The organism is Prevotella multiformis DSM 16608, assembly GCF_000191065.1.
In the GTDB taxonomy this organism is placed as follows: Bacteria; Bacteroidota; Bacteroidia; order Bacteroidales; family Bacteroidaceae; genus Prevotella; species Prevotella multiformis.
On the sequence record NZ_GL872283.1, the window covers coordinates 1,127,329 to 1,149,443 of the forward strand.

Genomic DNA, 22,115 nt, shown 5'->3' on the forward strand with positions numbered 1-22,115 from the left:
AATATTGTTATAATGTTTTTGGTCTTGCCTAATAAAGGAAACCCATCAGCCAGAGCGGTACTTGTCTTCCTTTCCCTACTTCGGCGTTGTATATCGCATAGGTCGTATCGCTGTTGAACCTCATCTTGGGCTTTGCAGCGTCATACACCTTGAATTTTTCCTTCTCGTTGATGATGTAAGTCCCCTGCTTGCCGCCGTCGTTCACGGAACACTCCTCCTGCAGGGCGTTGACGAAGAAAGTCTCCATGAGCTGCTGCTGGTCCAGCTGAATGGGATAGATGGCATAAATCAGGTTGGAGTTCTGCAGCATCACCTTCGCCGGCTTCTTGGGGAATTCCTGCCCGGCAGGGTAGACAATGTTGATGAGGCGTGCGTCAGCAAGGTTCTTGATATAGTTCATCACCGTCGCCCGGCTCGTATTGATATCCTTGGCGAGGTTGCTGATGTTGGGAGCTTTCGGTCCTTCCAGGGCAAGGAGGTAGAACAGTTTTTTTATCTTGGTAAGATACTTCAGGTCTATCTGCTTGATGAGGAGGATATCCACTTCCGTCATCATGTTCATCGTCTTCAACAGGTTCTCGGAATAGTTCCGGTGTTCCAGAAAGAACGGATAGAAGCCGTGGTGGATGTATTCCTGAAAATGTTTCATCGGGCTCACCTTCGCCAGGATGCCGCGGGTGATTTCCTCATGACCGCCCAGTATCTCATCCAGCGTATAAGGCTCGAAATGCTGCCCGGCCTGCAGGTTCAGATACTCACGGAACGAGAATCCCCGGAGGTTGTAGCTCCTGACAATGCCGTTGAGTTCCGGGTTCTCTTCCTTCAGCCTCATGACACTCGAGCCGGTGAAAACAATCTGGAGCTGCGGATAACAGTCGTAGCACCGGCGAAGCTCCCTGCTCCAGTCCGGCTGCTTGAACACCTGGTCAATCAGCAGAACCTTTCCTCCCTTGCGGCAGAACTCGCCTGCGAAATCCGCAATTCCTCTGCCCTGGAAGTAAAAGTTGTTCATGTTCACATAAAGACACTGCCGGTCTGCAGAGCCGTAACGCTCCTTGGCATATTGCAGCAGAAAGGTGGTCTTCCCCACGCCTCTCGTACCTTTAATGCCGATGAGCCTGTCGTTCCAGTTTATCTCATCCATAAGACGACGGCGGACAGGGGCATTGACATGCTCCACCAGATTTGTATGAGTGTGAAAGAATGCGTCCATCTTGTTCGCGTTGCTGTCTACTTTATGCAAATGCAAAGTTACTACTTATTTCTCTTATTTGCAAACTATGGATGGCAAAAAAATGTTTTTCAGCTTTTATTTTTTGCATGTACATTTGCTTTCCCGTACCTTTGCAGGAAACAAACGAACATTCTCTATGACACTTCATGTATTCAACCCCGAGCATGACATTGCATTGGCTTATAACAACAAGTACTTTACAGCCCCGCACGCCGGCAGGCAGCTTCGTCACGACTTAGACTATCTTCCTGCACTCTGGGCAGCGGAAGGCGACCTCGTATGGGTGGAGAATGTGGCTTCCGCCAAGGCGCATGCCCACCGCTTCATGCGTGACGGCAGGAAGGTCCGCTTCGTCGACAGGAACGAGGTGAGCCGTCTGGCGGACAGAATCAGCCGGGTATCCCCCTGGGGATGGGATGCCGCCGTGAAATTCCAGCTGGAACAGCTGGGAATCCGCAGGACGCTCTTGCCGGCCGACGGTCTGCTGGACAGGATACGCAATGACAGCAACCGGCGTTTTGCCTCGATGGTGCTGACAGAACTCCGCAGCAGCATGCACGACCCCATACTGACCGGAGCAGCATGCTATGCCCGGGGGATAGAGGAACTGGAGCAAAGGGTCCGGGAGACCGGAAAGGCCGTCATCAAAGCTCCATGGAGCAGCAGCGGACGGGGCATACGCTATGTCGACACCCTTCTGCAACCGGCCGTGGCAGCCTGGAGCAGAAAGACGATCGAGCGGCAAGGGGGCATGATGGTAGAGCCCTATTACAATAAGGTAAAAGATTTCGGGATGGAGTTCGTCTCCGATGCGCGAGGGGTTCATTATGCCGGCCTGTCGGTCTTCCATACGGTCAACGGAGCGTATGCAGGAAACAGCCTTGCAGACGAGGCCGGAAAACGGGCAATGCTCTCGGCCTATCTCCCCGGCAGCGTGCTGGACAAAGTGGCGGAGACGCTGGAGCACCTTCTCGCCGGCCGGCTGCAAGGCATCTATCAGGGTGTCTTGGGCGTGGACATGATGGTCGTTGCGAAAGACGGCGTCCCGGACGGGCGGGAGACGGGGTTCGGCCTCCATCCGGTCGTGGAAATCAACCTGCGCCGCACGATGGGTCATGTGGCGCTGGCACTGTCGGCCCGGCAGGAATTACAGGACCGGGTGATGCGGATAGACTATGACGGCTCGCATTATCATCTGCACACGGTGCATAAAGACAGATGACGGCTCCGGAAGCCGGCAGGCGGGGACCGACTGCCCGGTCAGTTGCTGTACAGCCAGCAGACGAAGGCCACGATGGCCAGTGCAAAGCCCGTCATGACGATTTTCATCAGCTTGTTCAGCTTCTGTCTGCGCCGTGCATTCTGCGATGCAGCGTTGTCGTGAAATCCCGTCCTGTGATGCGAATGGTGATGATGATGGTGTGTCGTTGTCATTTTTTTAGTGTTTGATAATCAGTCCGCAGAGACCTTTGCCAGAATCTCCTTTCTGTATACATCTCTACCTGACAGGGTGCAAAATTATAAAAAAACACGGATATACGCTGCATATATCCGTGTTTTTTGCTGTCAGAAGCGGAAACTCAACTCCAGATCAAACATCGAATAGTTGGGATGCCCCGCAGGAGTGTTCTGCGAACGGTCGTGGACATAGGAGTAAATCCCGCTCAGTTCAAGGTTCTTGTTGAACTCATAGTCGAGCCCCAGGTCGTATTGCGTGCGCTGCTTCTGTGCGCCGTCCGACGGCCGGTACATATCATAACGGGCCTTCGCATGGAATTTCTTAGGAATGATCGGGGCGATGACGAGGGCGTAGACACCCTGTGCCTTGCTGCCGTCGGCACTGATATTACAGTCATGAGCCGCTTCATCATTCGTATTGGCAATGGGCTTTGCGAAGGCATAGCCGGTGGAATGGACATACTCTGAGCGGACTGTCCAGTCGTCTGCCTTATACTCTGCCGAGAAGGCATACCGACGCTGCTGCAGGCTGCGTATGCCGCTCTGTGGCAGGCCGGCCGCATCCGTCCACGTTCCTTTCCGGGCATACGACCCCGTCCAGCCGAACCAGCCCAGACGCAGACCATCCATGGGCATTACCCATACACCCCCGATGATGTTCTTCTGCTGGTCGACATCCTTCACATTGATGCCCTGTCCGTCGAACACGCCGACCTGATAATGGATGAGATTCCGGCCGGCATTGTTCTTCAGGAAGTCGCCCTGAATCTGCACACCGATGTCGCGCCCGTTAGAGGGATGCGCCCCTGCCCGGTCAGAGAAACCGGCGAGTTTCTGCACGCTCTGTGCCACCCCCATGAAGCCCTGGTCAATGGGATGAATCGGGTTGTCGAAAGTAAACGGATTCTTGAACTGGCCGGCCTTCACGCGGAAGAAATCATACTTCTGCCATTCGACAAAGAGATCCAGCACGCGCGGGGATGCCCCGAGAGTGGAGGTGTTACCGTTGAACTGCAGCTGTGCTTTCCAAAACCAGTCGTCCAGAATGCGGCCGTCGAGGGAGACACGTCCCAGACGGAGGTTAAAGGTATTCGACTTGCTTGTCGTACCGTTGTGCAGGCCGTTATACTGATACTGCACGATTCCGAAACCCGACAGCTTCACGTTGTTGATCCATTTCTGTGTCTGCGCATGGCCGAAGGCCGAGCACAACACTATTGCTGTAAGGATAATTGTTTTTCTCATGTCTTTGTATTTAGGTAATGAAAAAATGGTCTTAGGTTGAAATAACAGATGTTAATGTTGCAAAGATAGTGTTTTATTATGTAAACACCAAATGTTAACCGTAAAAGTAAGCCGGGAAGCAGTCAATCAGAAACAGTCGGCTGCAACCGGGCAATGATCCGACCGGTCCTAATACCGTCAGACAAGTCTAAAGGCAAGACGCTATGCCGCCAACCTAAATCATTAAACTGCACGACACAAAAACAACCAGCTACACGGGAATCCGGTTCCCAGCACTTGGGAACCGGATTCCCAGCGCCTGGGAGCCCGGTTCCCGACCGGTTGGGAATAGCATTCCCACTGTCTCCCTCTGCAGAGTCACCGCCGATGCCGTCCTGCCAGCCCCGCGACCGCATCGAAACTGTAGACAAGTGTCCCGCTCGTAAAGGTCGTCGTCTCTATCTTGAGCGAGCGGTTCTTGCGGAGGCAGTCGACAAAAGCTGCGGGATTCCGTACAAAAGCAGAGTCCGTCTGTTTGCTGACGCCGGGCTTATAGGTGAAGCGGCCGATTTCGTCGCCATGCGCATAGACACGCACGAAATTGGTACTGTCATAGCTGGTGCCCGAGAACTGTTCGCCGTCGCCGAGTATCATGCAAGCCTCTATCCCTACCCTGCCGAGGTAACGGACACGGATCGTCATGCGGTTGGAGGCCGTAATCTGCGACTTCCTGTTCGGAGCGCTCTGCATCGTGGCGACCGCCGAATCGTTCTGATAAGCCCATGCCGAGACGTAAGCGCCCTCAACGGAAGACGCACTGTCAAGATCGACCGCCATCATGGTGTCGACCTGTGTCGTGTCATAATGCCCTGCTCCGCGTGACGTGCAGCCGGAGCAGGATGCGAATGCCGCCGCTGTAACAGCGGCAAAGGCGAATGGAAGAAATTTCATGGGATGAGAAATGTTTTTAGAGGAGCCTCGGGAGTCAAGCCAACACTCCTGACCCCCGAAACCTCCGGAAAGCCATCAATATTCCCCCCACGCCTTGATGTCAATGTCGTCGAGACCGACATTGCAGAAGGCATGGATGAACGCACTTGCCAGCCGGCTGTTCGTAATCAACGGAATGTTGAGATCGATGGCGGCGCGGCGGATCTTATAGCCGTTGGTCAGCTCGCGCGGCGTGAGGTCCTTCGGCATATTCACCACCATGTCTATCTTCTTCCCGTGCAGAAGGGCGAGTGCCTGCGGCTGCTTCCCTTCGTCGGAAGGCATATAGACGAGTGTGTTCTCAATGCCGTTCTCCGTAAGATACTTAGACGTTCCTACCGTCGCATAGAGTTCGTAACCATGCTGCCTCAGCATCTTCGCCGCATCGAGCATCTCGGCCTTCTGCTTCGCACCGCCGGTCGAGAGCAGCACCGTCTTCTTGGGAATACGCTGCCCTACGGAGAGCATCGACTTCAGAAGCGCCGTAGAGGTGTCGTCGCCCAGGCAGCCCACTTCGCCCGTCGAGCTCATGTCGACACCGAGAACCGGGTCGGCTTTCTGCAGGCGGTTGAACGAGAACTGCGAAGCCTTGATACCCACATAGTCGAGGTCAAAGAGGTTCTTGTTCGGTTTCTCCACAGGTACGCCGAGCATGATCTTCGTTGCCAGATCAATGAAGTTCAGCTTCAGCACCTTGCTGACGAACGGGAAGGAGCGGCTCGCACGGAGGTTGCACTCGATGACGAGAATGTCGTTCTCACGTGCCATGTACTGGATGTTGAACGGTCCGTTGATATGCAGTTTCTTCGCAATCTGGCGGCTGATGCGCTTGATGCGGCGCACCGTCTCCACATACAGCTTCTGCGGCGGGAACTGGATGGTGGCATCTCCGGAATGGACACCGGCGAATTCAATGTGCTCGGAGATGGCGTATGCCATGATCTCACCGTCCTGTGCCACGGCATCCATTTCTATTTCCTTGGCGTGCTCGATGAACTTGCTGACCACAACAGGATGATCCTCGCTGACATTGGCTGCCAGCTGCAGGAAGCGTGTAAGCTCGTCTTTGTTGGAGCAGACGTTCATCGCCGCCCCAGAGAGGACGTATGACGGACGGACAAGTACCGGGAATCCGACACGGTCGACAAACCTGTCGATGTCGTCCATGCTGGTCAATGCGCTCCACTCCGGCTGGTTGATGCCGTTCTCGGTCAGCATCGACGAGAACTTGGCACGGTCCTCGGCATTGTCTATGTCCTTCGCCGCCGTGCCGAGGATGGGCACATTCTCCTCATCAAGGTACATGGCGAGATTGTTGGGAATCTGACCGCCTGTCGACACGATCACACCGTGCGGATTCTCCGCATCGATGATATCCATCACCCGCTCGAAGGTCAACTCATCAAAGTAGAGGCGGTCACACATGTCGTAGTCTGTCGACACGGTCTCCGGATTGTAGTTGATCATGATGGAACGGTAACCCTGCCGGCGGATCGTATTCAAGGCCTGCACACCGCACCAGTCGAACTCGACGGAGCTGCCGATGCGGTAAGCGCCCGAACCGAGCACGACCACCGAATTGCGGTCGTTAGAGAAGGTTACATCGGAAGCCACGCCGGCATAGGTGACATAAAGGTAATTGGTCTGTGCCGGATACTCCGCCGCCAAGGTGTCGATCTGCTTGACTACCGGCAGGATGCCGAGTCCCTTGCGCAGACGGCGGACTATCAGCATCGCCTTGTGCATGTTCTGGCATTCCTCTTCCAGGCCTACGGCACGTGCGATCTGGAAGTCGGTGAAGCCATAGACCTTGGCTTCGCGCAGCAGTTCTCTGTCAAGCGTATTGATGTTCTTGCGTTTCAGCTCCTCGTCAATGTCGATGATATGTCTCAGCTTGTTGAGGAACCAGCGGTCAATCTTCGTCAGGTCGTGAATCTGGTCGACCGTATATCCTCTGTGCATCGCCTTGGAAATCAGGAAGACCCGTTTGTCGGTCGGCTCGCGAAGGGCGGCATCAAGGTCGTCGATCTGCAGCTCCTTGTTCTCGACAAAGCCATGCATTCCCTGTCCTATCATGCGGAGACCCTTCTGAATCGCTTCTTCGAAGTTGCGGCCGATGGCCATTACCTCGCCGACCGACTTCATGCTGGAGCCCAGTTCCTTGTCCACACCGCGGAACTTGCTGAGGTCCCACCGGGGAATCTTGCAGACTACATAGTCGAGTGCCGGCTCGAAGAATGCAGAAGTGGTCTTGGTAACGGAGTTCTTCAGTTCAAAGAGTCCGTATCCCATGCCCAGCTTGGCGGCCACGAAGGCAAGCGGATAGCCCGTTGCTTTGCTGGCAAGGGCGGATGAACGGGAGAGGCGGGCATTGACCTCAATGACGCGGTAGTCCTCGCTCTCGGGGTCGAAGGCATACTGGACGTTGCATTCGCCGACGATGCCGATGTGGCGCACGATCTTGATGGACAGCGCACGCAGCTTATGATACTCGCTGTTGGAGAGCGTCTGGGACGGTGCGATGACGATCGACTCTCCCGTATGGATGCCGAGCGGATCGAAGTTCTCCATGTTGCAGACCGTGATACAGTTGTCGTAACGGTCGCGGACAACCTCGTATTCTATCTCCTTCCAGCCTTTCAGGCTCTTCTCTACCAGCACCTGCGGAGAGAATGAAAAGGCCTTTTCGCAGAGGGCATCCAGTTCTTCTTCATTATCGGCAAAACCGCTGCCCAGTCCTCCCAGAGCGTAAGCTGCACGGACGATGACCGGATAGCCGAGCGTCTTTGCGGCCAGACGTGCCTGTCGAATATCCTCGCAGGCCTCGCTCTTGATGGTCTTGACGTCAATCTCGTCCAGTCTTTCCACGAAGAGCTCACGGTCTTCGGTATCCATGATGGCCTTGACGGGGGTTCCCAACACCTTTACATGATATTTCTCCAGCACGCCGGTCTTGTCCAGCTCTACGCCACAGTTCAATGCGGTCTGTCCGCCGAAAGACAGCAGAATGCCGTCGGGGCGTTCCTTTTCAATGACCCGCTCCACGAAGTAAGGCTGCACCGGGAGGAAGTAGATCTGGTCCGCTACGCCCTCGGATGTCTGTACTGTGGCAATGTTCGGATTGATCAGAACCGTAGAAACGCCTTCCTCACGCAGTGCCTTCAATGCCTGTGAGCCGGAGTAATCGAACTCGCCCGCCTCACCAATCTTCAATGCGCCTGAACCAAGTATCAGGACTTTCTTTATTGACTCGTCTTTCATTATTTCAGTGTCTCTACGAATTTGTCAAACATAAAGTAGGTATCTACCGGGCCGGAGCAGGCTTCCGGGTGGAACTGGGAGGTAAACCAAGGATTCTCTTTGTGACAGATTCCTTCGTTGCTGCCGTCGTTCATGTTCACGAACAGTTCACGCCAGTCCTTGTCGAGCGTCGATGCGTCAACGGCATAGCCATGGTTCTGGGAGGTGATGTAGCACTTCTCCGTCCCCACCATACGCACCGGCTGGTTGTGTCCTCGATGACCGTATTTCAACTTGTAGATGGTTGCACCCGCTGCCTTTGACAGCAACTGGTTACCCATGCAGATGCCGCAGATGGGCTTCTTGCTTCTGTTCATCTGCTTGCGGATAATCTCAACGGCATCGTTGCACATATCCGGGTCGCCGGGGCCGTTGGCAAGGAAGAGTCCATCATAGTCCATATCGGTGTAATCATAGTTCCAGGGTACACGGATGACCTCTACGCCTCTTTTTATAAGGGAGCGGATGATATTGGCCTTCACGCCGCAGTCTACCAGGACGACTTTCTTGCCGGCTCCCTCATTGTAACGGATGATTTCCTTCGTGGAGACACGGTCGACGAAGTTCACGCCTTCATAGTCAGCCTCGGGGATGTTGTCCGGCTCGTCATCGAAGAGTATTTTCCCCATCATCACACCATGTTCGCGCAGCACCTTGGTAAGCTCTCGGGTATCTATTCCTGTTATACCCGGTACATGCTCCCGTTTCAGCCAGTCGCCCAGGCTCTCCGCAGCGTTCCAGTGTGAGTACCGCTCCGTATAGTCGGACACGATGATGGCTGACGCATATATCCTGTCACTTTCCATGAAAGTCGGGATGCCATCCGCATCGAAAGTGAAAGGCGGCACACCGTAGTTGCCTGCCAAGGGGAAAGTCATTGTAAGCAACTGCCCGGCATAGGAGGGGTCGGTCAGGCTTTCCGGATAGCCCATCATGGCCGTGTTGAATACCACTTCTCCAGCCACAGGGGCATCGTATCCAAACGACTTTCCATGGAATTTTGTTCCGTCACTCAGGAATAAAGTTACGTTCCTCATTATTGTTCTGTATTGTTGGGTTGTTTGTTTTTTCCGATTCTTTACAGGCCGACAGGCACACATCCTCTTGGGAGCAATGCCTTCTGTCCAGGATGAAACACGCTCATCGACACGAGAAGCATTCCTTGCAGAGAAGCTCTATTTCATCCTTTCGGAATGACGATGCACACGCTCATAATAGTCAATGAAAGCCTGGTTGACGAGACGCATACCGCCACGGGTCGGATAGTTGCCTGTGAAATACCAGTCGCCCGGATGATCCGGGATGGCATGATGCAGCCCTTCCACACTCTGAAAAACGAGTTCGACAGGCGTCGTCATCCCTTCCGGACGCAGCATCTCTATGATCTTCTTATTGAGTTCATCCACCGTAAACGGCTTGTAAACGGTACGGACGGCATTCACGATGGGTTCGTCCTTGGCCTTGGCAACCTCCTTCCTGCACGCCTCGTACACCTCATCCAGCAGAGGGGCCATTCCACGGTCATGCAGCAGTTCGACGGCAGCACGGAACACACAGAACTCGTCAGGACAAGGCATATCAATGCCATAGTAGTCAGGGAAGCGGATCTGGGGTGCGCTCGACACGACGACGATCTTCTTGGGATGCAGCCGGTCGAGTATGCGGAGGATGCTTTCCTTCAATGTCGTGCCCCGTACGATGGAGTCGTCAATGATGACGAGATTGTCCTCATAGGGCTTGATGCACTCATAGGTAATATCGTAGACATGAGAGGCAAGGTCGTTACGGGAGTTGCCTTCGGTGATGAAAGTACGCAGCTTGATGTCTTTCCACGCCACTTTCTCCGAACGGACATCCTGATGAATAATGCGGTAGACTTCCTCTGCCGAAGGATCGGTGCCCAAGGCTGCAATCTGTTCCACCTTCTTCTTGTCGATCCACTCCTTGAAACCATGGACAAGACCATAGAATGCCACCTCCGCCGTATTCGGTATGAAGGAGAGCACGGTGTGGCTGGTATCGTAGCCGACCGCCTTCAGCACCGGCTCTGTCAGCTGTCGTCCCAGCTGTTCACGTTCCTTATATATATCACGGTCAGAGCCGCGGGAGAAATAGATGCGCTCGAATGAACAGGCTGAATAGTTCCGGGGTTCGAGTATCTGCTGCAGCGAACATTCGCCACGGCGGTTGACAATCAGTGCCTGACCGGGATCCAATTCCTGAATGTCATTACACTCCAGGTCGAAAGTCGTCTGCAGCACAGGACGCTCACTTGCCAGCGCAACGATCTCATCGTTCCTGTAATAGAAGGCCGGCCGGATGGCCCAGGGATCACGGATAGCGAACATCTCACCCGACCCCGTCTGTCCGCAGATGACATATCCGCCGTCAAAGTCCTGCATGGTCGTCTTGAGGACATTGCTCACCTGTACGTGCTCTTCGATGTAATCGGTGACGGCACGCTTCTCAAGTCCGAGTTTCTGCGCCTCCACGAAGTTGCGCTCCACCTCCCGGTCGAGCCTGTGCCCCATCAGTTCCAACAGGATATAGGTATCACTGTAGATGCGGGGGCACTGTCCCTGATCTGTCAGTTTCTCGAAGATATCCCCGATGTTCGTCATGTTGAAGTTGCCGCACATACAGAGATTCTTGGCCTTCCAGTTGTTCCGCCGCAGGAACGGATGGACATAAGAAAGGCCACTCTTGCCGGTAGTGGAGTACCGGAGGTGGCCCATGTAAAGCTCTCCCGCAAAGGGAAGGTTCGATTTCGCAAAAGAAACATCAGACAGCTGCTCCTGCGAGAAGTCCCTGTAATGCTTGTGCACATTGGCGAAGATCTCGGTGACGGCATTCTTTCCCTCAGCCCGCTCACGGAACATGTATTCGTTGCCGGGCAGGGAGTCCAGCTTGACAGAAGCCAGACCGGCGCCCTCCTGACCACGGTTGTGCTGTTTCTCCATCATCAGATAGAGTTTGTTCAGGCCGTACATCCAGGTGCCATACTTCTCCTGATAATACTCCAACGGCTTCAGCAACCGGATCATTGCCACACCGCAATCTTCATGAATGTTCTTTTCCATTTATAAGGTAGTCTATATGTCTTTAATTGTGGGGGGTCAAGAAAGCAGGAAAAATCCAGGAGGTCAGGTGGGTCTGGGGAGACCCGAAGGAAAAAATCCATGCAGGGAGGGATATTGGCTCCGGACGGCAGCCTCCTCTTCCTTCAACGTTTCTCACGTCTTTTTCTTCCCTCTACCTCCATTCCTTTTCTCTCCTACTCTACGGTAACCGACTTGGCAAGGTTGCGCGGCTGGTCGACGTTCTTTCCCTTGCAGACCGCAACATAATAAGCCAGCAGCTGCAGCGGAATGGTAGCCACCAACGGTTCGAGGCAGTCCATCGTATCGGGAAGTTCGATCACGGCATCGGCTATCTTCGAAACGGTGGTATCTCCTTTTGATACCAAAGCGATTACACGGCCCTGCCGTGCCTTTATCTCCTGAATGTTGCTGCGTACCTTCTCATACATTCCGTTGTGGGTCGCAATGACCACGACCGGCATGTCCGAGTCGATCAGCGCAATCGGACCGTGCTTCATCTCGGCTGCCGGATACCCTTCGGCATGGATATAGGATATTTCCTTCAGCTTCAGCGCACCCTCCAACGCCACAGGATAGCTGTACCCCCTGCCGAGATAAAGGAAGTTGCGGGCGTATGTGAACGTGCGTGCCATATCCGCAATCTTGTCGTTCACTTTCAGAACCTCCTTCATCATGGCCGGTATCTCAGCCAGGCCCCTCACGGTCTTCACGTACTCATCGTGGCCGACGGTCCCCTTGGCATTCGCCAGGGCAAGGGCGAACATCGTCAGCACGGTGACCTGTCCGGTAAACGCCTTCGTAGAGGCCACACCGATCTCCGGACCCACGTGGATGTAGGTGCCGGTGTCCGTTGCGCGCGGAATACTGGAGCCGATGGCGTTGCAGACCCCATAGATGAAGGCACCCTTCGCCTTCGCCAGTTCTACGGCTGCGAGCGTGTCGGCCGTCTCCCCGCTCTGCGAGATGGCGACGACAACATCGCCGCTGCCCACCACCGGATTCCCATATCGGAACTCGCTGGCATATTCGACCTCGACCGGTATGCGGCAGAACGACTCTATCAGCTGCTTGCCGATCAGCCCAGCATGCCAGCTTGTCCCACAGGCTACGATGATGATGCGCTTGGCACTGAGCAGCCGGCTCCGGTAGTCGATCAGCGCACTCAGCGTCACCCGGTCGTGGTCGACATTGATGCGGCCGCGCATGCAGTTGGTCAGACACTCCGGCTGTTCGAAGATTTCCTTGAGCATGAAGTGGGGATAACCTCCCTTTTCTATCTGACCGAGGTTGATGTCTACGGTATGGATCTCCGGCGACAGCTTCTCATTCAGGATATTCACCACCTTCAGTTCCTGACCCAGTTTCATAACGGCAATGTTGCCGTCATCGAGATAGACCACCTTGTCGGTGTACTCGATGATCGGACTGGCATCCGAACCGAGGAAGAACTCACCGTCGCCGATGCCTACCACCAGCGGGCTCTGCTTTCTCGCCGCAATGATGGTATCAGGATTGCGCCTGTCGAGCAGCGCAACGGCGTATGCCCCTATCACCTGGTGCAGTGCCAGCTGCACGGCTTCCAGCAGACTGAGGTTCTTCCGTGTCTGTATGTAGTCGATCAGCTGTACCAGCACTTCCGTGTCGGTCTCCGACCGGAACTTGACTCCTTTTTCTATCAGCCTGTGCTTGATCTCGGCATAGTTCTCGATGATTCCATTGTGGATGATGGCGAGATTCTTCGACTGCGAGTAATGCGGATGCGCATTGACAGAAGACGGTTCGCCATGTGTCGCCCAGCGCGTATGGGCGATGCCGACGGTTCCGGTTATGTTCTTGTCGGCACAGAACGCTTCCAGATCAGCCACCTTTCCTTTTGTCTTATAGACATTCAGGCTGCCGTCCGTGTTGATCAGTGCGACCCCCGCACTGTCGTATCCTCTGTATTCAAGCCGTTTCAGGCCTTTTATCAAAATGGGATAAGCCTCACGCTTCGTACCGATATAACCTACTATACCACACATATCCTAAATACATTCTTTATCCGAAAATGAGAACATCCCTCACACCCTCTTATCAGCCGGCAGTCCAGAATACTGCGCGCAGGACATGGATGTCAAAGATATTCTCATTTCTAATTATGTTTTCGCCACAGCCAGGGATGCCGCAGACACGTCCTGGCAGGAGACAGAATATTACTTTCTCAATACGTTTACCAGCAGCGAGGCGACGGAAGTCACGATGCCGATAAAGGAGAACCAGATGGTCGTGGAGCTTCCGATACCGGAACTCTTGGCCTTCACACTGTTCGGCTCAACATAGAGGATGTCATTCTGCTGCAGATAATAATAAGGTGAATTGATGAGGTTGGCGTCATTCAGATTCAGCCGGTAATGATGCTTCTCACCCATCGCATCCTCCCGGATCAGCATGACGTTGTTGCGCTTTCCATAGATGGTCATGTCGCCGGCCTGCGCCAGCGCCTCCATCACACTGATCTTCTCCGTGGAGACCGGGAACACGCCGGGATGGGTAACCTCACCGATGACCGTGATGCGGTAGCTGCTCATGCGGACCGTCACGATGGGGTTCTCTGTACGTGCCAGATAAGGCTGGATCTTGCTCTTGATCAGGTCCTCGCACTCCGTCTTGGTCAGACCGCTGACGTGTATCTTCCCGATGACGGGGAAATTGATGAAACCGGAATTGTCTACCAGATAGCCTTGCAGCGAGCCGCCGCCGCTGCTGATCTGCTTGCCGCCGCTCAACTGGTTGCGCACCTGCAGGTTGAAAGGAACGGAAGCATCGGGATCGGTCGTGTTTACCGTAATCGTCAGCTCGTCCTTCGGCATGATGCGCGCATCGTACAGACCACGTGAGGCAGCCAGGCTGACAGAGTCAATATTCGTGTAGTAAGGCACGTCCTTACTTGAGCCACAGCCAGCCATGGCCATCATCATAGCCGTAACTATGACAGAAAAGATGATCTTTTTCATTTAAACAAATAACGTGTAGTCTTCTATCAACATTAATTTTAGCAGGAATGACGGGGCCATGAACAGGATCCATGCGCTCCGTTTCACCGCCGCGACATATCCTCTGCAAAAATACGATTATTTTTTGAGAACTACAAATGATTGCCTTTTTTTCTTTCAGATACCAACAAAGGGGCTATGCCGGCAGGTGACACGACCTGTGGCGGACAGCCCCTCCCCCTGCAGGGTATGTCCGCCGAAAAAGTCCGGCGGCATAGAGCCACAGAACAGGCGTTCTCGTACGCAGAGCCGGAGAGGGACAGGAAGGAAAGATGCACCGGCTACCTTGCAAACTACATAGAAGAACCTTGCCGGTATGGAAAGGCAGGGGTATCTTTGCAGCGAACAAAACATACGATTATGGAAACAAAACACCAGAACATCCCGGCAGGATGGGCAGTCTGCTTTCTGACCGGATGCAGACGAAAGCAAGAGTGTCTCCGCTATCAGGCGGGGCTGAACCTGCCCGACGACGTGGAGACCCGTGAGGCGGTCGTACCGTCAGTACTGAAAAAAGAACGATGCCCGAGGTTCTTGAAGACAGAGACCGAACACGTCGCCTATGGGTTCACCCGCATCTTCTATGATGTAAAGAGCAGGCACATTGCCGATATGCGCAGTGCCATCAGGGCATATCTTGGCGGACGAGGCACTTACTACCGCTATCTGCATGGGGAACAGGCATTGATGCCGGAACAGCAACAATGGATCAGGCGGCTGTTCGCCGACTACGGCTACCCCGGGAAGGTAGAGTTCGACCGCTACGAAGACCAGCCCCGGTTGTATGCCACAGACAGCTGACCGGCACAGGAGGTCTGGGAACCGGACTCCCGACGGCCGGGAATCCTGTTCCCAACGGCTGGGAATCCTGTTCCCAGCCGGTTGGGAACAACCGTCCCGGCAGGCCGGGCTGTTCTCCCGGGCGTACATCTATCTGCAGACCTGCCGAGAAGGCAGGAGTCTGCGACGAAATTGTAATGAGTTTTCGTTCCGTTGGACTCTGCTTATCTTTCAGTACCCTCTACACACTATCATGGTGTACATCTGCTGAAAAACAGGGTGATTTTCCCGGTTTCTTCCCTGCCTCCCCTTTGCATAGAAAGAAAATCAGAATGGGATCATCAGGATTTCCGTCAAGTATTTTACCTTTTGAAAAGCCGGCTCTTCATTCCGAAAAGAATAAGGGAATAAGACAATAAGATACATCCATTAACACACCTGACACGTTCATAGACAAATCATCCGTATTCACCTATAATTAAAAAAGGTAAATATTTGCATATCTGACGATAAAAAACTTGCATAAATCTTTGGAGTTCAGAAGAAATCACTTAACTTTGCTGTGTAAAGAAGAAAAAAGGAGGATTAAAACATTTGAAAAGAAAGAAATAGATTGCTAACCGTCCTGCTATTTGCCCCGAAACAGACACGTCGTCTGACGGGGGGAGAGTTTTCAAGCTAACTATAACATCTAAAAATCAGGCTTATGACGGAGATTTCACTGATCGCATTTGATGCAGACGACACGCTGTGGGGTAGCCAGACCTACTATGACACGGTGGAAAAAGTGTACTGTGAGATCCTTGCCCCTTACGCTTCGGCCGACAAGGTGTCCCACGCTCTCCGCGCCACTGAAAAGGCTAACATACCACTCCTTGGATACGGAAGCAAGGCTTTCTTGCTCTCACTAATAGAGAATGCAGTCAACATCAGTCACGGAAAGATAAATGGTGGAGAGATCGGGCAGGTCATCGAACTGGGCAAGGAATTGCTGCGGCTCCCCGGCCATCCGTTCGACGGCGTAAAGACGACACTGGAGAAGCTGCGGAAGACCGGCAGGTACCGTATGGTCGTGTTTACCAAAGGGGAACTGCTGGACCAGGAGAACAAGTTCCGGCGTTCAGGACTGCGTCCCTACTTTGACGACATCGTCATCGTGACGGACAAGACACCGGATGCCTACCAGCGGCTCTGCAGGCAGTACCATGCCAAGACGGGCCAGCTGCTGACCGTGGGCAATTCATTTGCAGCAGACGTCGACCCTGTACTGAAGATCGGCGGATGGGCTGTACACATACCATATCACATAAAGCATGATGAGGAGGAACGGAAATATGTACACCCGAGACTGCTACGCATCGCCAAGTTCTCCGACCTGACGAAATACCTGTATCCTGTCCCGCATTTCATCGATGCGAGCCAGCTGTCTTGACCGAAGGCGGGTGTGCCGGACAGGCTGATGACAAGCTATCAGTCTGATGTCCGACACACCCGCATCCGGTTTAACGGGAGGCTGGAAATCCTCTCCGGCGGACTTCCCTTTTGCAGGAAAGCCGACAAGAAGCAAAGAACCGGCGGCCTGCCTCAGCACAGGGACACCGATATAGGACTACGGCAGACCCTAAGGTTTCCGCACCGGTCTGTCGCTGGCCGGGAGACCGTCAACCCTCTGTGCCTATTTGCTTCCATGCGGCATCTTCACCTTTTTCTTCCAGTTGCATAAGCCCGCTATGCACGTTCAAGAAGAAAACGGAATCAGCCCGCCTGAAAGACAAAAAACATCAAAGGAGTTTTTCAGAACCTGCCTTACCGGGACTGCCCTTTATTCATAGACGAAACTGAACACCTTTTCGGCCGTCAGCGTATTCCCGACGAAACAGGCTTTTCTGGCTATATATTCGAACTTCTTGCGCTGCTTTTCGTCAAAGGCAGCTTTCAGATGGAAAGTGATGGGGATACGTGTGACGGTGAAGGCCTCCATGTCTTCCTCGCACTCGCCTACCTCGGCATAGCAGCCGGCAAAATCGACACCGCTCCGTTCGGCCTGCAGCCCTATGAGCGTCAGCACACAGGCCGCCAGCGCATTGCCCAACAGCTCCACGGGTGTCTGGTTCTCGCCCAGACCGCCCACCGCCTTGCCGGCATCGGTCTTAACGGTTACCGCCGACCGTACATGGTCAGCCTCGACTCTTCCTTTTCCCTGATAAATCGCTTTCGTGATGGTCATAATCGTAATGCTTTAGGTTGTTGGTTATTGTTTTCTTCCGGATTCCAGAGGACAGGCTTCCTCCAGAACCGACTGGGCAAATTTACATAAAATAACCGACTTCCAAGCATGTCAGACACCAAAAAACAAAAAAAACATACTGCCCCCATGACAAATACAGCCGACGACGACAGACCGCTCTGCTGGCGGAGGGTTTCCATGATGTCCAGACCGTAGACAGACCGGCGACAGACACACCTGTGTGCTGCAAAAAGGATTCTTGACACACGGCATTTGCTATTTCACCAACTTTTTATTAACTTTGCAAGCAAATTAGCTAATTGTATGGGATTATTCGGTTTATTCGGCAAAAAGAAAAAGGAGACACTTGACAAGGGACTTGAAAAGACCAAACAGAACGTCTTTTCCAAACTTGCACGTGCGGTGGCGGGAAAGTCAAAGGTGGATGATGAGGTTCTGGATGATCTGGAGGAAATCCTCGTCACGTCAGACGTGGGCGTTGACACCACCATCAAGATCATCCACCGTATCGAAGAGCGTGTGGCAAGAGACAAGTATGTATCGACCAACGAGCTGAATGACATCCTGAAAAGCGAGATCACAGCACTGCTCACCGAAAACAACACAGGCAGCAATTCCGACTGGGTGCTGCCAGAACATGCCCATCCCTATGTGATTCTCGTCGTCGGCGTCAATGGCGTCGGCAAGACGACGACCATCGGCAAACTTGCCTATCAGTTCAAGCAGGCCGGGAAAAAGGTCTACCTCGGAGCGGCTGACACCTTCCGTGCGGCTGCCGTCGAACAGATACAGATATGGGGCGACCGTGTGGGAGTCCCTGTCATAAAGCAGCAGATGGGAGCCGACCCGGCGAGCGTGGCTTTCGACACGCTGCAGAGCGCCAAGGCGAACGGAGCGGACGTCGTCATCATCGACACCGCCGGGCGACTGCACAACAAGATAGGCCTGATGAACGAGCTGAAGAAGATCAAGGACGTAATGAAGAAAGTTGTCCCTGACGCTCCGCACGAGGTGCTGCTGGTACTGGACGGAAGTACAGGACAGAATGCCTTTGAACAGGCAAGACAGTTCGCTGCCGTAACACAGATCACCTCACTCGCCATCACCAAACTTGACGGAACGGCAAAGGGCGGCGTTGTCATCGGCATCAGCGATCAGCTGAAAGTTCCCGTCAAATACATCGGATTGGGCGAGGGGATGGAAGACCTGCAGCTCTTTGACAAGGCGCAGTTCGTCGACAGCCTCTTCAAGTAACGATGAGGGGGAAGCTCGGGAAGGAAGGGACAGACCGGCTGTCGCCGTTCGTCCGTCTCCCAATATTCAACACACACGAATGAAAAAGAACCAGATAGACATCGTAACCATGGGCTGTTCGAAGAATCTTGTCGATTCAGAGCTTATCATGAAGCAGTTCGAGGCCAACGGCTACCATTGTACACACGATACGAAACATCCGCAAGGAGAGATTGCGGTCATCAACACCTGCGGTTTCATTGAGGCGGCCAAGGAAGAGAGCATCAACACGATCCTCGAATTTGTAAACCGGAAGAAGAACGGACAGCTCAACAGGCTCTACGTCATGGGATGCCTCTCCCAGCGATACAAGGACGAACTGGAGGCAGAGCTTCCGGAGGTGGACAAGTTCTACGGAAAGTTCAATTACAAGCAGCTGCTGACCGACCTCGGCAAGGCCGATGTACCGGCCTGCAATGGCGTCCGCCACCTCACGACACCAGGCCACTATGCCTACGTGAAGATTGCCGAGGGCTGTGACCGCCACTGTGCCTACTGTGCCATCCCGCTGATTACAGGCCGGCACCATTCGCGGCCTCTTGAGGATATACTGGATGAAGTGAGGCGGCTTGTAGGACAAGGCGTGAAAGAGTTTCAGATCATCGAGCAGGAACTGACTTACTACGGTGTCGATCTCGACGGAAAACATCATATCACAGAACTGATTTCGCGCATGGCAGACATAGAGGGCGTGGAATGGATCCGCCTTCATTATGCCTATCCCAATCAGTTCCCGCTGGATCTTCTCGACGTAATCGCCGGAAAACCGAATGTCTGCAAATACCTGGACATTGCCTTCCAGCACATTTCCGACCACATGCTTGAACGCATGCACCGCCATGTCACCAGGCAGGAGACACTGGATCTGATAGCCGAGATACGGCGACGGGTACCAGGCATCCACCTCCGCACCACCCTGCTGGTGGGCTTTCCGGGCGAGACCGAAGAGGATTTCGAGGAGTTGAAGGCATTTGTCAGGAAGACCCGCTTCGAGCGGATGGGGGCTTTTGCCTATTCGGAAGAGGAAGGAACGTACAGTGCGACCCATTACCAGGATGATGTCCCGGAGAAGGTCAAACAGCAGCGACTGGATGAACTGATGGAAATCCAGCAGGGAATATCAGAGGAACTTGAAAGCGAAAAGGTCGGCAGCATATTCAAGGTCATCATCGACCGCAGAGAAGGCGACTACTACATCGGACGCACGGAGTTCTGTTCGCCCGAAGTGGATCCGGAGGTTCTCGTTCCCGCAAAAGGAAAGGCACTGCACATCGGCAGGTTTTATGATGTCCGCATCACAGGCTCTGACGAATTCGACCTCTTCGGCGAGATTGTCTGAAAGGAAACACAGTCTGAAGGCATGCGGAAAGGATGAGACCGGGACATGCGGACCTTGTCCTTCGGAGCACCGACTTTGGAAGGTGACAACGGTCAGAAGCAATAAGTAAATGAAGGGTAAAGAAGAATGAATAACAAGGAATTCATAGCCGAGTTGGCCTCAAGGACAGGCTATACACAGGACGAAAGCCAGAGAATGGTGAAGTCTGTCATCGAACTGATGGGCAAATCCTTCGAGGCAGGCGACCCCGTCTCTGTCTCCGGATTCGGTACGTTTGAAGTCAAGAAACGGCTGGAGAGGGTAATGGTTAACCCCTCTACGGGACAGCGTATGCTTGTTCCTCCCAAGCTCGTGCTCAATTTCAAGCCTGCTGCAAACATCAAAGGACAAGTAAGGAGAGGAGGAACTGAAAATGGGTAAGACGGGAATACAGATGATAACGGGTGCGCTGGCCAAGCAGTACAAGCTGTCAGCATCCGACGCTTCGGTCTTTGTGGATTCGGTTTTTGCCATCATAAGCTCCGAGCTCAAAGATGGCAGACCGGTGAAGGTCAAGGGTCTCGGCACCTTCAAGATACAATCCGTGAAACCCCGGGAGAGCGTCAATGTCAACACGGGCGAGCGCGTTCTCATAAAGGGGCATGACAAGATTACCTTCACTCCGGATGCGGCAATGAAGGAACTTGTGAACAAACCCTTCTCCCAGTTTGAGACAGTTGTCATCAACGACGGTGTCGACACGGAGACGCTGGAAAGGATTCCGGCAGATGAGGCGAAGGGGAACACCTCAGAAACCATTCCGACGAAGTCGTCCGGCACAGAAGCCGGGAAGCAGAAGGACAACGGAAATATCCACGAGGAAGACTCTGTACAAGCTATCAAGAAACAGACCGGGAATAGTTCCGCAGAGTCCGGAAAAGTGTCTGCTTCCATAGAAGAGAAACTTACGGAAAAGGCCGAAAGGAAACCTGATGCCGAGACGGAGAACAGTTCTGCCATAAAGGAGGCAGAACAACCCGTAACAGACGACGAGCCGACACACATCGGGAAGGACAGGAACGAAGAAGATAAAATGAATGTTGAAGAGGAAAAGTCCTCTTCCGTCCGACGTTCGCCAGAGCCGGGGAAGCTGCAAAGCCAACCTGTCCGGACTGTAACCGAGACCGAAGAAGAAAACGACAGCGATGTTGAAGGGTCGACAAACAACATGCTGAAAATCGTTGCACTGGCGGCCTTCATAGTCATTGTCTTTCTGGGCGGATTCCTCTGGGTCAGGTTTGGCAGGACGAAGCCGGGCAGACAGACTGCCGTCATGGAACAGAAGGAAGATACGTCCGGCAACAAGACGGCAATGGCTGCCAGAACCGTACCGGCTGACACCGTTACGACAGCAGCCAGGGAATCTCATGTCCCGACAGCCGCCGGAAAAGAAGAGACGGATTCCTTTGCTGCAATGAACAGCGATCGCCGGATCCGTTATGGGGCCTACAACATTGTAGGCATCGACAGGATCGTCGTGCTGAGGAAAGGACAGACCATGAAGAGTTATAGCCGGAAGACACTCGGTGCAGACATGGTCGGCTACTTCCAGGTACTTAATAAGCGAAACACAATGCAGGCCGGCGACACCATGAAAGTCCCCAAAGTAGAGCTGCGTCCGGAGTACAGGAAATAGGCTGTCTTCTCCCTCTTCCGTTGCACTTGATTTCTATTTATCCCGCAGGCCCTCATCAACGACTGATTGCTTCCGGCCATTCATCGGTCGGACACCGATCCCTCTCTTCAAACCGAAACCGCACCGAAATGATGGTCAAGAAATTTAATGAAATGGAATTTGGTAGAACCGAATTAAATCCGTAACTTTGCAGCCGCATAATGGTTCCGTAGCTCAGTTGGATTAGAGCAACAGCCTTCTAAGCTGTGGGTCTTGGGTTCGAACCCCAACGGAATCACAGCGTATTGAGTAGGAGTAAAACGAAGCTGTTTGACTCCTACTTTTATTTTCAACCTTTTACACCGCCATACCGTTCCGCATACGGCAGTTCTTGTTTTAAGTACCATTCGAGACATTGTCCATCAAAATGACAGACCTGCCTTGCATGATGATTTGGGGTCA

Annotated in this window: 17 protein-coding genes and 1 tRNA gene; 8 read left to right on the forward strand and 10 right to left on the reverse strand. The window is 53.5% G+C overall.

All coding sequences use genetic code 11. The features are described 5' to 3' along the window. Positions 1 to 28 precede the first annotated feature (28 nt). Entirely contained in the window at positions 29 to 1,213 is a 1,185-nt protein-coding gene (locus HMPREF9141_RS09940) for an ATP-binding protein (RefSeq protein ID WP_007368600.1), read from the reverse strand. A gap of 157 nt (positions 1,214 to 1,370) precedes the next feature. Here HMPREF9141_RS09940 and HMPREF9141_RS09945 point away from each other — a divergent pair, with 157 nt between their 5' ends. Next, positions 1,371 to 2,456 carry an ATP-grasp domain-containing protein gene (locus tag HMPREF9141_RS09945; protein WP_040554806.1) on the forward strand — a complete coding sequence of 362 codons (1,086 nt, stop codon included), beginning with the start codon at positions 1,371 to 1,373 and terminating at the stop codon, positions 2,454 to 2,456. 38 nt (positions 2,457 to 2,494) lie between these two features. Here HMPREF9141_RS09945 and HMPREF9141_RS13925 read toward each other — a convergent pair whose 3' ends face one another. The 8 genes from HMPREF9141_RS13925 to HMPREF9141_RS09985 all read right to left on the reverse strand — a co-directional run bounded on the left by HMPREF9141_RS13925 (position 2,495) and on the right by HMPREF9141_RS09985 (position 14,300). After that, on the reverse strand, positions 2,495 to 2,668 hold the full coding sequence (locus tag HMPREF9141_RS13925; RefSeq protein WP_007368602.1) for a hypothetical protein: 174 nt from the start codon (positions 2,666 to 2,668) through the stop codon (positions 2,495 to 2,497). Between the two features lie 132 nt (positions 2,669 to 2,800). Next, positions 2,801 to 3,937 (reverse strand): porin, encoded by a 1,137-nt coding sequence (locus HMPREF9141_RS09955; RefSeq protein WP_007368603.1) that lies wholly within the window; start codon positions 3,935 to 3,937, stop codon positions 2,801 to 2,803. A gap of 357 nt (positions 3,938 to 4,294) precedes the next feature. Then, positions 4,295 to 4,867 (reverse strand): hypothetical protein, encoded by a 573-nt coding sequence (locus HMPREF9141_RS09960; RefSeq protein ID WP_007368604.1) that lies wholly within the window; start codon positions 4,865 to 4,867, stop codon positions 4,295 to 4,297. A gap of 75 nt (positions 4,868 to 4,942) precedes the next feature. Next, complete coding sequence (carB, locus tag HMPREF9141_RS09965; protein ID WP_007368605.1) at positions 4,943 to 8,167, reverse strand: carbamoyl-phosphate synthase (glutamine-hydrolyzing) large subunit; 3,225 nt, start codon at positions 8,165 to 8,167, stop codon at positions 4,943 to 4,945. Further along, entirely contained in the window at positions 8,167 to 9,243 is a 1,077-nt protein-coding gene (carA, locus tag HMPREF9141_RS09970; protein ID WP_007368606.1) for a glutamine-hydrolyzing carbamoyl-phosphate synthase small subunit, read from the reverse strand. The genes carB and carA overlap by 1 nt, the downstream gene beginning before the upstream one ends. Before the next feature lie 138 nt (positions 9,244 to 9,381). After that, positions 9,382 to 11,286: an amidophosphoribosyltransferase gene (locus tag HMPREF9141_RS09975; protein ID WP_007368607.1), complete on the reverse strand. Its 1,905-nt coding sequence runs from the start codon at positions 11,284 to 11,286 to the stop codon at positions 9,382 to 9,384. 194 nt (positions 11,287 to 11,480) lie between these two features. Further along, on the reverse strand, positions 11,481 to 13,328 hold the full coding sequence (glmS, locus tag HMPREF9141_RS09980) for a glutamine--fructose-6-phosphate transaminase (isomerizing) (RefSeq protein WP_007368608.1): 1,848 nt from the start codon (positions 13,326 to 13,328) through the stop codon (positions 11,481 to 11,483). A gap of 171 nt (positions 13,329 to 13,499) precedes the next feature. Beyond that, positions 13,500 to 14,300 carry a polysaccharide biosynthesis/export family protein gene (locus HMPREF9141_RS09985; RefSeq protein ID WP_007368609.1) on the reverse strand — a complete coding sequence of 267 codons (801 nt, stop codon included), beginning with the start codon at positions 14,298 to 14,300 and terminating at the stop codon, positions 13,500 to 13,502. Between the two features lie 399 nt (positions 14,301 to 14,699). Here HMPREF9141_RS09985 and HMPREF9141_RS09990 point away from each other — a divergent pair, with 399 nt between their 5' ends. Next, complete coding sequence (locus HMPREF9141_RS09990) at positions 14,700 to 15,140, forward strand: DUF6078 family protein (protein ID WP_040555057.1); 441 nt, start codon at positions 14,700 to 14,702, stop codon at positions 15,138 to 15,140. Between the two features lie 685 nt (positions 15,141 to 15,825). Next, positions 15,826 to 16,551, forward strand: a complete 726-nt coding sequence (locus HMPREF9141_RS09995; RefSeq protein ID WP_007368612.1) for an HAD family hydrolase — start codon at positions 15,826 to 15,828, stop codon at positions 16,549 to 16,551. Between the two features lie 390 nt (positions 16,552 to 16,941). Here HMPREF9141_RS09995 and HMPREF9141_RS10000 read toward each other — a convergent pair whose 3' ends face one another. Further along, complete coding sequence (locus tag HMPREF9141_RS10000) at positions 16,942 to 17,346, reverse strand: OsmC family protein (protein WP_007368613.1); 405 nt, start codon at positions 17,344 to 17,346, stop codon at positions 16,942 to 16,944. Between the two features lie 324 nt (positions 17,347 to 17,670). On the opposite strand from HMPREF9141_RS10000, the gene ftsY reads away from it, so the two are divergent. The 5 genes from ftsY to HMPREF9141_RS10025 all read left to right on the forward strand — a co-directional run bounded on the left by ftsY (position 17,671) and on the right by HMPREF9141_RS10025 (position 21,951). Next, complete coding sequence (gene ftsY, locus HMPREF9141_RS10005; RefSeq protein ID WP_007368614.1) at positions 17,671 to 18,621, forward strand: signal recognition particle-docking protein FtsY; 951 nt, start codon at positions 17,671 to 17,673, stop codon at positions 18,619 to 18,621. A gap of 79 nt (positions 18,622 to 18,700) precedes the next feature. Then, entirely contained in the window at positions 18,701 to 19,999 is a 1,299-nt protein-coding gene (gene rimO / locus HMPREF9141_RS10010) for a 30S ribosomal protein S12 methylthiotransferase RimO (RefSeq protein WP_007368615.1), read from the forward strand. A 126-nt stretch (positions 20,000 to 20,125) separates the two neighbouring features. Then, the gene (locus HMPREF9141_RS10015) at positions 20,126 to 20,419 is read left to right on the forward strand and encodes an HU family DNA-binding protein (RefSeq protein WP_007368616.1); all 294 of its coding nucleotides are present in this window, start codon (positions 20,126 to 20,128) and stop codon (positions 20,417 to 20,419) included. After that, positions 20,412 to 21,674, forward strand: coding sequence for an HU family DNA-binding protein (locus HMPREF9141_RS10020; protein ID WP_007368617.1), 1,263 nt, complete (start codon positions 20,412 to 20,414; stop codon positions 21,672 to 21,674). Before HMPREF9141_RS10015 ends, HMPREF9141_RS10020 begins: the two co-directional genes overlap by 8 nt. 202 nt (positions 21,675 to 21,876) lie before the next feature. After that, a tRNA-Arg gene (locus tag HMPREF9141_RS10025) sits at positions 21,877 to 21,951 on the forward strand. Positions 21,952 to 22,115 lie beyond the last annotated feature (164 nt).

Bases quoted from the DNA above. Each gene is read 5' to 3' on its own strand.
- HMPREF9141_RS09940 (WP_007368600.1), bottom strand. From the start codon at position 1,213: ATGGACGCATTCTTTCACACTCATACAAATCTGGTGGAGCATGTCAAT.
- HMPREF9141_RS09945 (WP_040554806.1), top strand. From the start codon at position 1,371: ATGACACTTCATGTATTCAACCCCGAGCATGACATTGCATTGGCTTAT.
- HMPREF9141_RS13925 (WP_007368602.1), bottom strand. From the start codon at position 2,668: ATGACAACGACACACCATCATCATCACCATTCGCATCACAGGACGGGA.
- HMPREF9141_RS09955 (WP_007368603.1), bottom strand. From the start codon at position 3,937: ATGAGAAAAACAATTATCCTTACAGCAATAGTGTTGTGCTCGGCCTTC.
- HMPREF9141_RS09960 (WP_007368604.1), bottom strand. From the start codon at position 4,867: ATGAAATTTCTTCCATTCGCCTTTGCCGCTGTTACAGCGGCGGCATTC.
- carB (WP_007368605.1), bottom strand. From the start codon at position 8,167: ATGAAAGACGAGTCAATAAAGAAAGTCCTGATACTTGGTTCAGGCGCA.
- carA (WP_007368606.1), bottom strand. From the start codon at position 9,243: ATGAGGAACGTAACTTTATTCCTGAGTGACGGAACAAAATTCCATGGA.
- HMPREF9141_RS09975 (WP_007368607.1), bottom strand. From the start codon at position 11,286: ATGGAAAAGAACATTCATGAAGATTGCGGTGTGGCAATGATCCGGTTG.
- glmS (WP_007368608.1), bottom strand. From the start codon at position 13,328: ATGTGTGGTATAGTAGGTTATATCGGTACGAAGCGTGAGGCTTATCCC.
- HMPREF9141_RS09985 (WP_007368609.1), bottom strand. From the start codon at position 14,300: ATGAAAAAGATCATCTTTTCTGTCATAGTTACGGCTATGATGATGGCC.
- HMPREF9141_RS09990 (WP_040555057.1), top strand. From the start codon at position 14,700: ATGGAAACAAAACACCAGAACATCCCGGCAGGATGGGCAGTCTGCTTT.
- HMPREF9141_RS09995 (WP_007368612.1), top strand. From the start codon at position 15,826: ATGACGGAGATTTCACTGATCGCATTTGATGCAGACGACACGCTGTGG.
- HMPREF9141_RS10000 (WP_007368613.1), bottom strand. From the start codon at position 17,346: ATGACCATCACGAAAGCGATTTATCAGGGAAAAGGAAGAGTCGAGGCT.
- ftsY (WP_007368614.1), top strand. From the start codon at position 17,671: ATGGGATTATTCGGTTTATTCGGCAAAAAGAAAAAGGAGACACTTGAC.
- rimO (WP_007368615.1), top strand. From the start codon at position 18,701: ATGAAAAAGAACCAGATAGACATCGTAACCATGGGCTGTTCGAAGAAT.
- HMPREF9141_RS10015 (WP_007368616.1), top strand. From the start codon at position 20,126: ATGAATAACAAGGAATTCATAGCCGAGTTGGCCTCAAGGACAGGCTAT.
- HMPREF9141_RS10020 (WP_007368617.1), top strand. From the start codon at position 20,412: ATGGGTAAGACGGGAATACAGATGATAACGGGTGCGCTGGCCAAGCAG.